Raw genomic sequence first — 13700 nt, 5'->3', positions numbered from 1 at the left:
ACCGTCTTGGCGCTCTTCCGCACGTGGTTGATCAAAAACTCTCATTACGTCTCTGTTGCCATCTGTTGAGATGTACATGGAAAGGAAGATACTGCCGAGGTCCGTAGGCCGTTCAACCACGAACGGATACAAGGGAGGACGCAGTGATCCTGTTGCACACCACCCGAGTGCGGCGCAGACGGCTGGGCGTGGCGGCAGCCGCAGCCGGGCTTCTGGCCACTCTGCTGACGGCCGGACCCGCGGCAGCCACACCGGACCCCGGGGACACCCCAGCGCAGGGAAAGGTCTCGTCCGGCCAGGCTGCCGACACCCGAGCGGCCATCCGGAGCGGCGAGATACCCCCGGTGGACGCGATCGTCCACAGCGACAACGTCGAACACCTCAGCAACATCCCCAAGGACGCTCTCAAGGGACTCAACTCGGACCTGGCCTTCCAGGGCCGCTACGCCTTCGCGGGCAACTACGACGGCTTCCGGATCTTCGACATCAGCAACCCGAAAGCCCCCAAGACCGTCGCGCAGGTCCTGTGCCCGGGATCGCAGAACGATGTCACCGTCTCCGGTGACCTGCTCTTCCTGTCCACCGACTCCTCGCGCAGCGACAACTCCTGCAACAGCACCTCGCAGCCCGCCACGGAGAAGTCGTCCTGGGAGGGCATGAAGATCTTCGACATCAGCGACAAACGCAACCCGAAGTACGTCGCCGCCGTCGAGACCGCGTGCGGCTCCCACACGCACACCCTGGTGCCGAAGCGCCGCAACGTCTACATTTACGTGGCCTCGTACTCGCCGAACGCGACCTTCCCGGACTGCCAGCCGCCGCACGACGGAATCTCCGTCATCAAGGTGCCGCGCAAGGCCCCCGAGAAGGCGGCCGTCGTCAACTTCCCGGTGCTCTTCCCGGGCGAGGGTCCCGACGGCGGCGGAAACCCCGGCTCGCCCACCAACCCCGGCGTCTCCAAGACCACCGGCTGCCACGACATCACGGTGCTCCCCTCCAAGGACCTGGCCGCCGGCGCCTGCATGGGTGACGGCATCCTGTTCGACATCGAGGATCCCGAGCACCCGAAGGTCATCGACCAGGTCCAGGACAATGTGAACTTCGCGTTCTGGCACTCGGCGACCTTCAACCAGAAGGCCAACAAGGTCATCTTCACCGACGAACTCGGCGGCGGCGGCGCGGCCACCTGCAACGCCGCGATCGGTCCGAACCGCGGCGCCGACGGCATCTACGACATCGTCGGCAGGGGCGAGAACCGCAAGCTCGTCTTCCGCAGTTACTACAAGATCCCCCGGCACCAGGCGGACACCGAGAACTGCGTCGCCCACAACGGCTCACTGATCCCGGTCAAGGGCCGCGACATCATGGTCCAGGCCTGGTACCAGGGTGGCGTCTCCGTCTGGGACTTCACCAACTCCGCCAAGCCCACGGAGATCGCCTACTTCGAGCGTGGCCCGCTCAGCGCGGACACGATGACGACCGGCGGCTCCTGGTCGGCGTACTACTACAACGGCTACATCTACTCCAACGACATCGCCAAGGGCTTCGACGTGCTGAAGCTGAACGACCGGCGGACCGATCCGGCGAGGCGGGTGCGGATGGACGAGCTCAATGTCCAGACCCAGCCCGACTACTTCGACGACTTCGACCGCGACTGAGCAGGCGGCTCGATATCGGTGTCACCAAGTGTTCCGCCGGGCGGCTCTTCGTCCGGCGGAACGCCGAGTTCCCACTCCAGCCCGTAGCGCTGGAACAGCTCCCCGCGCAGCAGCGACAGCGGCATCGGTACGCCGGGCAGCAGGATCGCGAAGACCGCTCCCATCAGCTGCGCTCGCAGCAGCGGATACTCGGCCTCGACGTCCTGCGATCCGTACCGCTCCACTGTGTCGCGCAGCAGGCCGGCCAGACGCTGCTGTTCCGGGCACTGCCTGAACCCGTCGGCCTGCAGCACTCCGGACATGTGCGTGCGCATCAGGATCGGATAGTCGACCGCCAGGCCGAGAACCGCGTCGATCGCCCGCGCCAGCCGCTCCCGTCCGTCGTCGCTTCGGGGCTCGCGTTCCACGGCCGCCTCGAGTGTGAGGTACATCAGGCGATGCACGGCCGACTGCAGGAGCTGCCGCTTGCCCGGGAAGTAGTACGAGACGAGACCGCGCGCCGAACCCGCTCTGTCGGCAATGTCGGCGAGCGTCGTGGCTTCGTATCCGCGCTCGTCGACCAGCTCCACGGTTGCCTGCAGAAGCCGCTCCCGGGAACGCCGACGAAGCTCTTCATTGACCGATGCGCTCCGCGGGGACATGCTTAACTCCTGCGTTGACTGGCTCCGAGCCAATATACTCAGGGTGTCCCGCTGCGAGGCCCTCAGGGCCAGGTCGGCGGGAGGTTGCTGCCCGAACCGGGCGACGCGGGGGATCGTCCGGTTCGGGCGGCTTTGTCATGCCTTCAGTGTGCTCCTGCGGGGCGATTCCCCGCCTGTCGCGGTCCGTGCGCCGTCATTCGGCGAGCCCGAGCACCGGGCGCAGGCCCGCCGGGCGGTCCTCGACGGGCAGATGATCCACGAAGTGGACGGCGCATCCCAGATCCGCGGCCCCGCCGTCCGCGGGCCGGTGGTCGCCGACCATCAGGACATCGCCCGGGTCCTGGCCCAGCGCCTCGCAGGCCGCGCGGAAGAGCCGTGGGTCCGGCTTCTGAACTCCATGACCGCGATCCTTTCGGGATCAGTGGTCCCGGGACAAGACCACCCGCTCGTACGCCGCGATCGACAGGGCCACCCAGCAGGCACCGAGCAGCCAGCCACCGAGTACGTCGGAGGGCCAGTGCACGCCGAGGTAGACGCGTGTGAGACCCACTCCGGCGACGGAGACGGCCGCGGCCACGACACTCACCTTCCAGAGCGTGCCCCGGCCTGCGTACCGCGCGAGCAGCCACAGCAGCAGGCCGCAGCTGACCATGGCCGTCATCGCATGGCCGGAGGGGAAGGCCGCGTAGTGCGCCGCGTCAACCGGATCGGGCCACCGCGGCCGCTCGCGGCCGACAGCGGCCTTCAGCCCCTGCTGGACATAGGTGCCCGTCGCACTCGTCAGCGCGATCCACCCGGCGAGCAGCCACTGCCCGCGCCACAGCAGCCAGAGGACCGCGACAGCGATCAGCGCGCGCATGGTCCACGGGTCCCACACCCAGTCCGTGAGCACCCGGTTGACCCGGGTCAGCCCCGGCTCGGACACCGCCGAGCTGTGCAGTCGGTCCGCGATCGTCAGGTCGAAGGAGAACAGGGGCGCCCAGGAGACCGTGACCAGGGTCAGCAGCAGCGCCGAGAGGGCGCCCAGCACAGCGGCCGCCCGGACGGCCGCCGAGATCGGGACGGGCGCCGGCGGGGCGGGGTGTGCTGGGCGCGGGAGGTGCATGGGGAAGATCTTCGCCGCCGACGGCTGCATCCGGCAAGATCCGAACGACGGCCCTAACCCAGCGCGCGCAATCCGGGAACGAATGCCACCAGGAGCGGGACCACCGGGACCAGTGCCGCGGCTGCGGTCAGCCGAAGCCGCCGGGCCGGGGTCAGTCGCGGCACCGGTGTGAGCAGCCGGTTCACGCGCTGTGGAAGCTGGGCGTCCGGAGTCGGACAGGGCCCGAACACCCCGCGGTCCTCGTTGAGTTCGACCAGCGCAAGCGCGATCGTCAGCCGGCCGAAGCGCCGGGAGGCGACATCGTCGGCGGCCAGCTCGACCAGGCGGTGCATCTCGTCGCGGAACGCCGCGAACACCGGGATCTGCGGAAAGCCGGCTGCGAGCGCGGCGGAACAGTGCAGCAGCCAGTCGTGCCTGGCTCGCGCGTGCCCCTGCTCGTGTGCCAGCACGGCATCGAGCTGACGGCCCTTCAGTCGACGCAACGCGGACGTGGTGACGACCAGTTGAGGCGCGGCGCCCGGCAGCCACCAGGCGTCCGGCCGCTCGCCCTCCAGGACGACGAGCGGTTCGCTGCCCGGCTCCTCGCCCGGCATCAGGGGGGAGCGCACGAGCAGTTCAGTGCGCCGCCGCTTGCGCCGGACACGGGACCGGTAGATCTCCCGGGTGAGCATCGCGCCGGTCCACAGCCCGCAGGCGGCGAGGATCACGGCGAGAGGGGCCGACCACGGTTCGCCCGCGCCGAGGGCGTAGGCCTCCATCACACCGTGCGGCGCGGACGCGAAGACCTGGCCGCGTACGAGCTGCCAGGCCGCTGCCGCGCTGAAGGTCATGGAGAGGGCGAAACAGAGCAGCACGGCCGCCACCACGCACTGCCAGACCCACAGTGCCACCACGGGCTCCCGCTCCGGCCAGTCGGCGCGCGACACGAGCCGCGGGGCCACGACCGCGGCCAGTGCGCCGAGAGCCAGCAGCACGAGGGAGACCAACATGGTTCCAGCCTATGAGCGTGGGGCTACCAACGGGTATGGCCGCGGCTGCCAAGTGACGTACGACACGGTTTCGGTGCCGTGCGCCCGCGAGGCCTCACAAAGGCGGGACTCAGAGCGTGAGCAGCATCGCCAGCATGGCAAGGCCCATCGCCAGCCTGCAGGCCGGCGCCAGTTCCGGACGGGAGCCCGAGACTTCCGCCGCGCCACCCGCGGGGGCCACTGCGGGGATCAGCCGGACACCCGAGCGCAGCACGTACACGGCGTAGTAGGCCAGCAGCCCGCCGGTGAGCAGCGGGACTCCCGCGGCCGGATGCCCGGCTTGGGCTCCGGCGCCGGACCGCATGACCACCGCCACATAGACCATCGCGAGGGATCCGACGAGGTGGTGCAGATGGCGGATGCCGCGTGGGGCGGGCCACAGGGCGCGCGCCGCGGCGGCGCCGAAGACCGTCGCGTACATCACCCACACCCACCGCGGCAGCGCGGACATGGCACTCGGCACCGCCATCGCCGCCATCCCCAGCCCCATCAGGGCCTCGCCGCCGGCCGTCTCGCGCGCGCGGCCGGCACAACTGCGCATCCGCACCAGGCAGTACGCGCCGGTCGCCCCGCACAGGGTCACGAGCAGCCAGCCGGACACGGCGGGTCCGTGCATGGCGTACCTCCCCCTCAGACGGCATCGAAGGGTCGATGCCCGGCGTTCGTGGGGCATACGCGAGCGCACGGGGGTGCGAGGGAGCACAAACCGTGGTGCGAACGGGCGCACCTTTTCCCGTCTTCCCGTCAGGGGCGATGGCGCAGCGGATGATCGGCGGGGACCTCGACGATCGCGATCCGGTGCCCGTCCGGGTCGGCGATCCACATCTCGATCAGCCCCCACGGCTCACGGAGCGGCGGCCGCAGTACCTCGACGCCGAGCCCGGAGAGCTCGGCGTGCACGGCGGCAGCGTCCTCGACCTGGAGCCACAACTGGACGGTCGGCGACGGCGCGTCCGCCGAGCGCCCCGACACCTCGAGAAAACCGCCGCCGAGGAAGTAGACCGTGCCCCGCTCGGGGCCGGTGCCGAACTCGCGATAGACGGAGAGGCCGAGCGTCTGCCCGTAGAAACGGCGGGACCGCTCGGGGTCCGCGGGGCGCAGGAGGATCCGGCTGCTGAGCACATGAACCATGGCCGAACCCTATGGTTTCCTCCGCCTTGCAGCTGCACGCGCCGCGGTGACATCAGCCGCTCCGCGGCGGCCGCTCACTGATCCGGCCTGATGCAAACGACGGGCCCTGGATCGCGAGGCCCGGGTTAGTCTCGGGACTCCTGTAGACAGTCGAGAGGGGGGTCCACCTCATGGACACCGCACCGCTCCGGGAATCCGGCGAGCTCACCTACCGTGACGCGGTCGAGGCCGATGTGCCGGCGCTCGTCCCGCTGATCGAGTCCGCGTACCGAGGCGACGCGAGCCGGACCGGCTGGACCACCGAGGCGGACATACTCGATGGCCAGCGCACCGACCCGGACGGCGTCCGCGAGGTCATCACCGCCCCCGGCAGCACCCTGCTCGTCGTGGAGCGCGACGGTGTGCTGATCGCCTGCTGCCAGCTCGAACACCGCGGTGAGGCCGCCTACTTCGGTATGTTCGCCGTCCGTCCCGAGCTTCAGGGCGGGGGCCTCGGCCGCCGGATCATCGCCGAGGCGGAGCGCAGTGCCCGCGAGCGGTGGGGCGTGAGCGAGATGCACATGACCGTGATCTCGGTACGGGACGAGCTGATCGCCTGGTACGAGCGGCGCGGCTACCGCCGTACGGGAAAGCTGAGTCCCTTCCCGTACGGCGACGAGCGCTTCGGCATCCCGCAGCGCGACGATCTCGCCTTCGAGCTCCTGGTGAAGGACCTGCCCTGAAGCGGTCCCAGGCCGCGACGCGGTACTAGGCCGTGAAGCGGCCGGTGCGCCGGATCTCGGGGAAGTCGGTGGTCGCGCCGTCGAGTTCGAGTGCGCGCACCAGCCGCAGATGGTCCTGGGTGTTCACGACCCAGCCGATGACCTGAAGTCCTTCGCCGTGCGCGTGCTCGACGGTCTCCAGGGTCAGCCTGCGGATGTTCAGTGCGAGCGCGGCGGCGCCCACGGTCTTCGCGCGGTCCGCGATGTCGGCGCCCCAGCGGCTGGCGATCAGGAGGGTCCGTACCCCCGGGACCAGGCTCGCGATCTCGGCGATCGCGTCGTCGTGGAAGGACGAAACCTCGACGCGGTGGACGAGATCGCGGCGGAGCATCACCGCGGCGAGCGTCCGCGCGGCGGCCACGTCCTTGATCTCCACCTGGAGCGGGGCTCGGACGGCGTCGAGGACCTCCTCGAAGACCGGCACCCGCTCGCCCTCGCCCGCGTCGAGCTCCCGCAGCTCGGCGAGGGTCTTGTCGGCGATCGGGCCGTTTCCGTCGGTCGTACGGTCCACGTCGGCGTCGTGCATGACGACGAGGGCGCCGTCCTTGCTGAGATGCAGATCCAGTTCGATGGCGTCCATGCCGGACTGTTCGGCACGGACGAAGGAGCGCAGGGTGTTCTCCGGCTCGACGCCCATGACCCCGCGATGACCGATGGTGAGGAAAGTCAAGATTCTCTCGCTTCCGTCGACGGCGGCTCCCGCGCGGCGCATCCCGGCACCCGCACGGCAAGCTCGCAGCCTAGTGGCCCGCCTGCGCGATGGGACTGCTCGTGCGCGGGGGAGTGGAGCGCTCCGCTCTGGCCACCGCGCCGTCGCCGGGCCGCCACGGCGCCGCCGCCGGGCTTGCCGGCGTGAACTGTGTCACCCGCCCGTGGGCGCGTCCCGCCCGAGTTGACGGGCGTCGACCGCAAAACATCCGGTGATCATGTGGTGAGGCAGGATAATTTCCCAAGGCTTCACTTGTACGGGAGAACCATGCACGGATACGGTGTCTTGACGCGAGGTTCTCCTGTGGAGGAAGTGACATGACGGAAATTCTTGTGCAGGATCAAGCCGTAGGGGGCATACCGAATGCTGCCCCGGTGATTGAGCACCCGGCCTGGCCGAAGCTCAAGACTGCCGTCGAGGAGATCCGGCCCTGGCAGTCCAAGGACGGCTCCATCGACTTGGACGCCGAGGGCGCCCCCGACCGTGTCACCGTGGAAGCCGTGCTCGACCGCGTGATCGACGCACTCGAAGAGCTCTCACCGCTGCTGCCGCACGATGTCGAATACCACCGCGCGCTCGTCGCCGACCTGCACAAGTGGGCCGACAGCTCCTTCGCCGTCCCCGATTTCCTGGACTCGCTGCTCGCCTTCCAGCCGGCCTCAGGCCGTGCCGACGGACTGCAGCACCTGGTCCTCTTCCCCATGTACACGCAGAACGGCAACCCGGACCGCAACTTCGAGGCGGTCGTGCTGCGCATGGTCTGGCCGGACTGGCTTGCCGAGCTCGAGCGCACCCGTTACGACAACCCCCTCTTCTGCGGCATCACCTTCGAGGACTTCACCGCGGGCTACGACACCAACTCCGCGGTGCTCTTCCCCGAGACGATCGCCGTGCGCGAGGCCCCCGAGCGCTTCACCTGGGGCGGCATCTTCTGCGACCGGGAGGCTGCCCGCTTCCGCGCCGTCACCGATGAGGCCGTGCGCGTCCTCGGTCTCGAACTCCCTGACGACATCAGCGAGATGATCGCCGACCAGTCGCGCTGCGAGCAGGCCTTCGTGCTCTGGGACATGGTCCACGACCGTACCCACAGCCATGGTGACCTGCCCTTCGACCCCTTCATGATCAAGCAGCGCCAGCCGTTCTGGATGTACGGCCTGGAGGAGCTGCGCTGTGACCTGACCGCCTTCAAGGAGGCCGTGAAACTGGAGGCCGAGGGCAACCGGCACGGTCGCGACGTGCAGTACGCGGTGCTCTTCGACCGGATGTTCCGCTTCCCCGTCTCCGGCGACCGGGTGCGCAACTACGACGGTCTCGGCGGCCAGCTGCTCTTCGCGTACCTCCACAAGCACGACGTGGTGCGCTGGACCGACAACACGCTGAAGATCGACTGGGACCGTGCCCCGCAGGTGACCAACGACCTGTGCGCGGAGATCGAGAAGCTCTACCGCGACGGAATCGACCGTCCCAAGCTCGTGCACTGGTTCGCCGCGTACGACCTGGTCTCGACGTACCTGGCGCCGCACCCCGGCTCCCGCTGGGCCAAGGGTCCCGATGCTCTTGATCTGTCGCAGCCGCCGCGCAAACTCGTTGACGACGTGCTTCCTGACGAGTTTCCGCTCAGCATGTTCTTTGAGGCGCTCTCCAAGAAGCTGAAGAACGTGATCGCCTCAACCAAGGGGATCACCGCGGCGGGCGTCGAGCAGGCAGCCGCGTGAGCACTCGTACCCAGGAGGCCAGGTCTATGAACAGGAACGGCAACGGGGCGCTGGACGGTGCCGTGATCGCGGTGGCCGGAGCGGCCGGCCCTGCGGGCCGCGCCACCCTGATGAAGCTCGCCGACGCCGGGGCGATCGTCGTGGCCTCCGACGCGGACACCGCCCGCCTCGCCGATGCGGTCGACGCCGCCCGCTACGCCCACGGCGGAGCGACCGTCACCGGCGACACGGTCGATCTGCTCGACCTGGGCGCCACGCGCGAGTGGGTGAACCAGACCGAGAAGGAGTTCGGCCGCATCGACGGGCTGGTCCACCTCGTCGGCGGCTGGCGCGGCAGCGCCACCTTCGCGGAGACCGAACTGGCCGACTGGACCTTCCTTGAGAAGCTGCTGATCCGTACCGTCCAGCACACTTCCCTCGCCTTCCAGGAGCCGCTGCAGCGCAGCGACAGGGGCCGCTTCGTGCTGGTCAGCCAGTCCGGGGCGACCAAGCCCACCGAGGGCAACGCCGCCTACGCCGCCGCCAAGGCCGCCGCCGAGGCGTGGACGCTCGCCCTCGCCGACGCCTTCCGCAAGACGGGGGGCGAAGCGGGCCCGAATACCGCTGCTGTCATCCTGATCGTCAAGGCACTCGTGCACGACGCCATGCGCGCCGAGCGCCCGAACGCGAAATTCGCGGGCTTCACCGACGTGGCTGAACTGGCCGAGGCCATCGCCGGAGTCTGGGACCGGCCCGCCCGGGAAGCGAATGGACAGCGCCTGTGGCTGACCCCCAAGCCGTGATACCGCCGAAGACCGACGCCCGACGCCATCACGACCCGACGGTACGGGGCTTCGCCAGCGACAACTACGCCGGCGCCCACCCCGAGATCCTGGCTGCGCTCGCGCTCGCCAACGGCGGCCATCAGGTCGCGTACGGCGAGGACGTGTACACCGAGCACCTCCAGCGGGTCATGCACAGCCATTTCGGCCCGACGGCCGAGGCCTTCCCGGTCTTCAACGGCACCGGCGCGAACGTCACGGCGCTCCAGGCGCTCACGGACCGCTGGGGCGCGGTGATCTGCGCCGAGTCGGCGCACATCAACGTCGACGAGGGCGGGGCGCCGGAGCGGATGGGCGGGCTGAAGCTGCTGACCGTACCGACGCCGGACGGCAAGCTCACGCCCGAACTCATCGACCGGCAGGCGTGGGGCTGGGACGACGAGCACCGGGCGATGCCGCAGGTCGTGTCGATCACCCAGAACACCGAACTGGGCACGGTCTACACGGTCGAGGAGATCAGGGCGATCGTCGACCACGCCCACGGGCACGGCATGAAGGTCCACCTCGACGGGGCCCGGATAGCCAACGCGGCCGCGTCGCTGGATGTGCCGATGCGCGCCTTCACCAACGCCGTCGGCGTGGACGTCCTGTCCTACGGCGGCACCAAGAACGGCATGCTGTTCGGCGAGGCCGTGGTCGTCCTCAACCCGGACGCCGTGAGTCATATGAAGCATCTGCGGAAGCTGTCGATGCAGCTGGCCTCCAAGATGCGCTTCGTGTCGGTGCAGTTGGAGGCGCTCCTCGCGCGCGATCTGTGGCTGCGCAATGCCCGGCACGCCAACGCCATGGCCCAGCGGCTGGCCGACGGCGTACGCACCGTGCACGGTGTGGAGATCCTTCATCCCGTCCAGGCCAACGCCGTTTTCGCGCGTCTGCCGCACGATGTGAGCGAGCGGCTGCAGCAGCGGTTCCGCTTCTACTTCTGGGACGAGGCGGCCGGTGATGTCCGCTGGATGTGTTCCTTCGACACGACCGAGGACGATGTCGACTCCTTCGTCCAGGCGCTGAAGGAAGAGATGGCGGGCTAGCTCCCGGCTCTGTACAAATGTGTGGCCGATCGGAAAGTCATCGACTTCCGGTCGGCTGCTTCTTTTTCCCCGCCTTCTGCTGCCGGCGGCTGAATGTCGCCCACAGGTCTGCGTCCAATGAGATGGACTATCCGGTACTCTATGATGTACCGCACGTGTGGATTTTGTACCCAGCCGAACTGTGAGGCACGAAGAACCATGACGCTCACGCTCACCGTGTCCGACGAGGTCCGGGCGATCGCGCCCGGCTTCACCCACGTCGCCATCGAGGCCCGCGGTCTGGTCAACGGGCCCAGCAGCGCCGAGAGTTCGGCGCTGCTCGACGACGCCGGCCGTCGCCTCGCCGGGCGCCTGGGTTCACGCGCCCCACACGAGGACCCGCACATCGCCGCCTGGCGCGAGGCGTACACCGCCTTCGGCGCCAAGCCGTCGCGCACCCGGAACTCCGCCGAGGCGCTCGCCAGGCGCGCGCTCGCGGACGGCGGTCTGCCGCGGATCAACCGGCTGGTCGACGCCTACAACGCTGTCAGCGTGGCCCATCTGATCCCGGTCGGCGGAGAGGACACCGATCACATCAGGGGCGCGATGAGACTGCTGCGTGCCACGGGCGAGGAGCCGTTCGTCACGGTCGCGGGCGGCGCACAGGCCGTGGAGCATCCGGAGGCGGGCGAGGTCGTCTGGTGCGACGACGAGGGCGTCACCTGCCGGCGCTGGAACTGGCGTCAGGGCGTACGGACCCGGCTCACCGAAGAGTCCGTGAACGCGCTCTTCCTGCTCGAATCAATGACCCCCATGACGATCGGCGAGCTCGGGGCCGCAGCCGCCGAACTCGCCGAGTCGCTGGAGAAACTGAGCCCCGGGGCGCGGATCACCGTCCACCCGCCCCAGCCCCGGGCCTGACGTCTCAGCCGGCCTCGCGCACCTCGGCGGGCGTCGGCGCCGTACCCCCGAGGTGCGCGGGCACCCACCAGGTGTCGCTCGCGTCCTTGGGGCGTACGGGATAGGCGCGCTGCGCGGCCTCCAGAAGCTCCTGTACCCGCTCGCCCAGCCGGCGCGTGATCGCGCCCGCGTACTGGTCGGCGGGAGCCTCCACGGGCTCGCCGACCCGGATCGTCACGGGGATGTGGCTGCGCCGGAAATTGCGCGGGCGGCCCTTGGTCCAGATCCGCTGGGTGCCCCACAGCGCCATCGGGATCAGCGGTACGCCGGCCTCCTGGGCGAGACGTGCCGCACCCGACTTGAAGGACTTGAGGGTGAACGACTGCGAGATGGTGGCCTCGGGGAACACGCCGATGATCTCGCCGGCACGCAGCGAGTCCAGAGCGTGCGCATAGGCCAGCTCGCCCTGCTTGCGGTCCACCGGGATGTGCTTCATTCCGCGCATCAGCGGGCCGGAGATCTTGTGCCGGAAGACCGACTCCTTCGCCATGAAGCGCACCAGGCGCTTCTGGGGGAGCGCCGCGAGCCCGGTGAAGATGAAGTCCAGGTAGCTGATGTGGTTGCTCACGAGCACCGCGCCGCCCGAGCGCGGGATGTTCTCCGAACCCTGAGTGTCGATCTTCAGGTCGAGCGCCTTGAACATCGTTCGTGCGGCGCCGATGACCGGCCGATAGACGAGCTCTGTCATCTGGAGAACACCCTTCTGTTGTGCCCGGGGAGGGTTCTCCCGGCGGAAGTTACGCAGCCGTAGGTTTTCGGCATTGGGCAGATCGTGCCCCATGTGGGGCGTGCTGACCAGCCCTGGAGGCTCCGGCGGGCGAGATTCTTCTCACGTCCTTCTTGTCACATCATGAGCGGACAGGCGCCGCGCGGTGGAGCGGCGGAAACAGCTCACACCCGGGCAGTACCCGAAAACGGCGTCGAGGAACGCTGCGGCGAGCGGTTCTGAGGTCGATGTCCGTGCCACGGCATCGCGCAGCCGACACGTATGCGGCGCGGGAATCTTTGCGGTCTCCTGAACGCTGGGGTCTTGGATGACACCGGACCGGTGGTGCTCGCGGTGGCGAGCGCGTTCGGCGGGCGGCAGTGACACGACGGCGGGAGGCTGAAGGTGCGGCGACAGGACGCGAGAAGGCGGCTCGGTGCGGACGAGCTGGGCGCGGGGCTCGGCGAGCGGGCGACGCTCGTGCAGTTCTCCAGTGCCTTCTGCCAGCCGTGCAGGGCCACCCGGCGCACTCTTGCCGAAGTCGCCGGCATGGTCGACGGAGTCACTCATGTCGAGATCGACGCGGAGGAGCGGCTCGCGCTGGTCCGCGAGCTCGGCATTCTCAAGACACCGACCGTGCTGGTGCTCGACGCGGACGGACGCATCGTCACCCGCGCGTCCGGGCAGCCCCGCAGGGCGGATGTCATCGCCGCCCTCGGGCAGGCCGTGTGACGCCGCGTGACACGTGTCGCACATCGTGGAAGTCACTTGACTGCACCCGCCATGCATCGTCACGCTGACGCAGTGCCTTCAGAACTCCTTCTCTACGGGCGGCCTCATGTGGACCTCGCCCGGAACGCGAGCGCGCGCTGTCCGGCTGTGTGAACAGCCCCGCCGCCCCGCTCGCATCCCTACAGAAGGACAACTCCATGACGGCTTCGCCCGAACTCGGCACTCCTCACCTTGCTTCTCCAGATCTGCTGCGCTCCGTCTTCCGGCAGCACGCCGCCGGCGTCGCGGTGATCACCGCCCAGGGTGAGAAGCCCGTCGGATTCACCGCCACCTCCCTCAACTCGGTGGCCGCCGAGCCCCCGTTGGTCTCCTTCGGTGTGGGGGCCTCGTCCTCCAGCTGGCCGGTCATCGCCCGGGCCGAGCACATAGGCGTACACATACTCGGCGAGCATCAGCGCGACCTGGCCGCCACCTTCGCCCGCAGCGGCGCCGACCGATTCGCACCTCCGACCGCCTGGCGCACCGGACCGGAAGGCGTGCCCCTTCTCGACGGCGTACTGGCGTGGCTGGTGTGCCGGATCATCAACCGTGTCCCGGCCGGGGACCATCGCATCGTGATCGCCGAGGCCGTCGTCGGCGATCCCGCGGGAGCGGGCCGTCCGCTGCTGTATCACCAGGGACGCTTCAACGCCCTGAGAGACTGAGAGTTCCCGGGAAGCCGGTGCA

General features: G+C 69.1%; 15 protein-coding genes and 1 pseudogene. 8 read left to right on the top strand and 8 right to left on the bottom strand.

Translation table 11 applies throughout. The features are described 5' to 3' along the window. The first annotated feature begins 143 nt into the window (after positions 1-143). On the top strand, positions 144-1658 hold the full coding sequence (locus tag FBY35_RS22540; protein WP_142215807.1) for an LVIVD repeat-containing protein: 1515 nt from the start codon (positions 144-146) through the stop codon (positions 1656-1658). On the opposite strand, the gene FBY35_RS22535 is transcribed toward FBY35_RS22540, so the two are convergent. The 6 genes and pseudogenes from FBY35_RS22535 to FBY35_RS22510 all read right to left on the bottom strand — a co-directional run bounded on the left by FBY35_RS22535 (position 1631) and on the right by FBY35_RS22510 (position 5563). Then, complete coding sequence (locus FBY35_RS22535) at positions 1631-2299, bottom strand: TetR/AcrR family transcriptional regulator (protein ID WP_142215806.1); 669 nt, start codon at positions 2297-2299, stop codon at positions 1631-1633. The genes FBY35_RS22540 and FBY35_RS22535 overlap by 28 nt on opposite strands. Positions 2300-2492: 193 nt before the next feature. Next, positions 2493-2699 (bottom strand): annotated as a pseudogene (locus FBY35_RS22530) (HAD family hydrolase); the annotation flags it as partial. An 18-nt stretch (positions 2700-2717) separates the two neighbouring features. After that, a complete protein-coding gene (locus tag FBY35_RS22525; protein ID WP_142215805.1) occupies positions 2718-3404 on the bottom strand; it encodes a phosphatase PAP2 family protein in 687 nt (228 codons plus the stop codon). Positions 3405-3457: 53 nt separating this feature from the next. Next, entirely contained in the window at positions 3458-4393 is a 936-nt protein-coding gene (locus FBY35_RS22520) for a M56 family metallopeptidase (RefSeq protein WP_142215804.1), read from the bottom strand. Positions 4394-4502: 109 nt separating this feature from the next. Beyond that, positions 4503-5048 carry a DUF5134 domain-containing protein gene (locus FBY35_RS22515; protein ID WP_142215803.1) on the bottom strand — a complete coding sequence of 182 codons (546 nt, stop codon included), beginning with the start codon at positions 5046-5048 and terminating at the stop codon, positions 4503-4505. 128 nt (positions 5049-5176) lie between these two features. Further along, positions 5177-5563 carry a VOC family protein gene (locus FBY35_RS22510; protein ID WP_142215802.1) on the bottom strand — a complete coding sequence of 129 codons (387 nt, stop codon included), beginning with the start codon at positions 5561-5563 and terminating at the stop codon, positions 5177-5179. A gap of 170 nt (positions 5564-5733) precedes the next feature. Here FBY35_RS22510 and FBY35_RS22505 point away from each other — a divergent pair, with 170 nt between their 5' ends. Further along, a complete protein-coding gene (locus FBY35_RS22505) occupies positions 5734-6285 on the top strand; it encodes a GNAT family N-acetyltransferase (protein WP_142215801.1) in 552 nt (183 codons plus the stop codon). 25 nt (positions 6286-6310) lie between these two features. Here the strand turns inward: FBY35_RS22505 and FBY35_RS22500 are convergent, their stop codons facing one another. Then, positions 6311-6994, bottom strand: coding sequence for a glycerophosphodiester phosphodiesterase family protein (locus tag FBY35_RS22500; protein ID WP_142215800.1), 684 nt, complete (start codon positions 6992-6994; stop codon positions 6311-6313). 356 nt (positions 6995-7350) lie between these two features. Here FBY35_RS22500 and FBY35_RS22495 point away from each other — a divergent pair, with 356 nt between their 5' ends. From FBY35_RS22495 to FBY35_RS22480, 4 genes are all read left to right on the top strand, one after another. Next, positions 7351-8748 (top strand): DUF6421 family protein, encoded by a 1398-nt coding sequence (locus tag FBY35_RS22495; RefSeq protein WP_142215799.1) that lies wholly within the window; start codon positions 7351-7353, stop codon positions 8746-8748. Between the two features lie 26 nt (positions 8749-8774). Continuing rightward, on the top strand, positions 8775-9530 hold the full coding sequence (locus tag FBY35_RS22490) for an SDR family NAD(P)-dependent oxidoreductase (RefSeq protein WP_142215798.1): 756 nt from the start codon (positions 8775-8777) through the stop codon (positions 9528-9530). Next, the gene (locus tag FBY35_RS22485; RefSeq protein ID WP_142218108.1) at positions 9527-10597 is read left to right on the top strand and encodes a low specificity L-threonine aldolase; all 1071 of its coding nucleotides are present in this window, start codon (positions 9527-9529) and stop codon (positions 10595-10597) included. Before FBY35_RS22490 ends, FBY35_RS22485 begins: the two co-directional genes overlap by 4 nt. Before the next feature lie 198 nt (positions 10598-10795). Continuing rightward, the gene (locus FBY35_RS22480; RefSeq protein ID WP_142215797.1) at positions 10796-11497 is read left to right on the top strand and encodes a B3/4 domain-containing protein; all 702 of its coding nucleotides are present in this window, start codon (positions 10796-10798) and stop codon (positions 11495-11497) included. A 4-nt stretch (positions 11498-11501) separates the two neighbouring features. On the opposite strand, the gene FBY35_RS22475 is transcribed toward FBY35_RS22480, so the two are convergent. Continuing rightward, positions 11502-12224, bottom strand: a complete 723-nt coding sequence (locus FBY35_RS22475; protein ID WP_142215796.1) for a 1-acyl-sn-glycerol-3-phosphate acyltransferase — start codon at positions 12222-12224, stop codon at positions 11502-11504. A 417-nt stretch (positions 12225-12641) separates the two neighbouring features. Here FBY35_RS22475 and FBY35_RS22470 point away from each other — a divergent pair, with 417 nt between their 5' ends. Further along, positions 12642-12974, top strand: coding sequence for a thioredoxin family protein (locus FBY35_RS22470; RefSeq protein WP_142215795.1), 333 nt, complete (start codon positions 12642-12644; stop codon positions 12972-12974). Positions 12975-13171: 197 nt separating this feature from the next. Next, entirely contained in the window at positions 13172-13678 is a 507-nt protein-coding gene (locus FBY35_RS22465; protein ID WP_142215794.1) for a flavin reductase family protein, read from the top strand. The last annotated feature ends 22 nt before the right edge of the window (positions 13679-13700 follow it).

The organism is Streptomyces sp. SLBN-118 (assembly GCF_006715635.1).
Classification (GTDB): Bacteria; Actinomycetota; Actinomycetes; order Streptomycetales; family Streptomycetaceae; genus Streptomyces.
The sequence above is the reverse complement of the archived record's forward strand: the minus strand, read 5'-3'. Positions and strand labels throughout refer to the sequence as shown.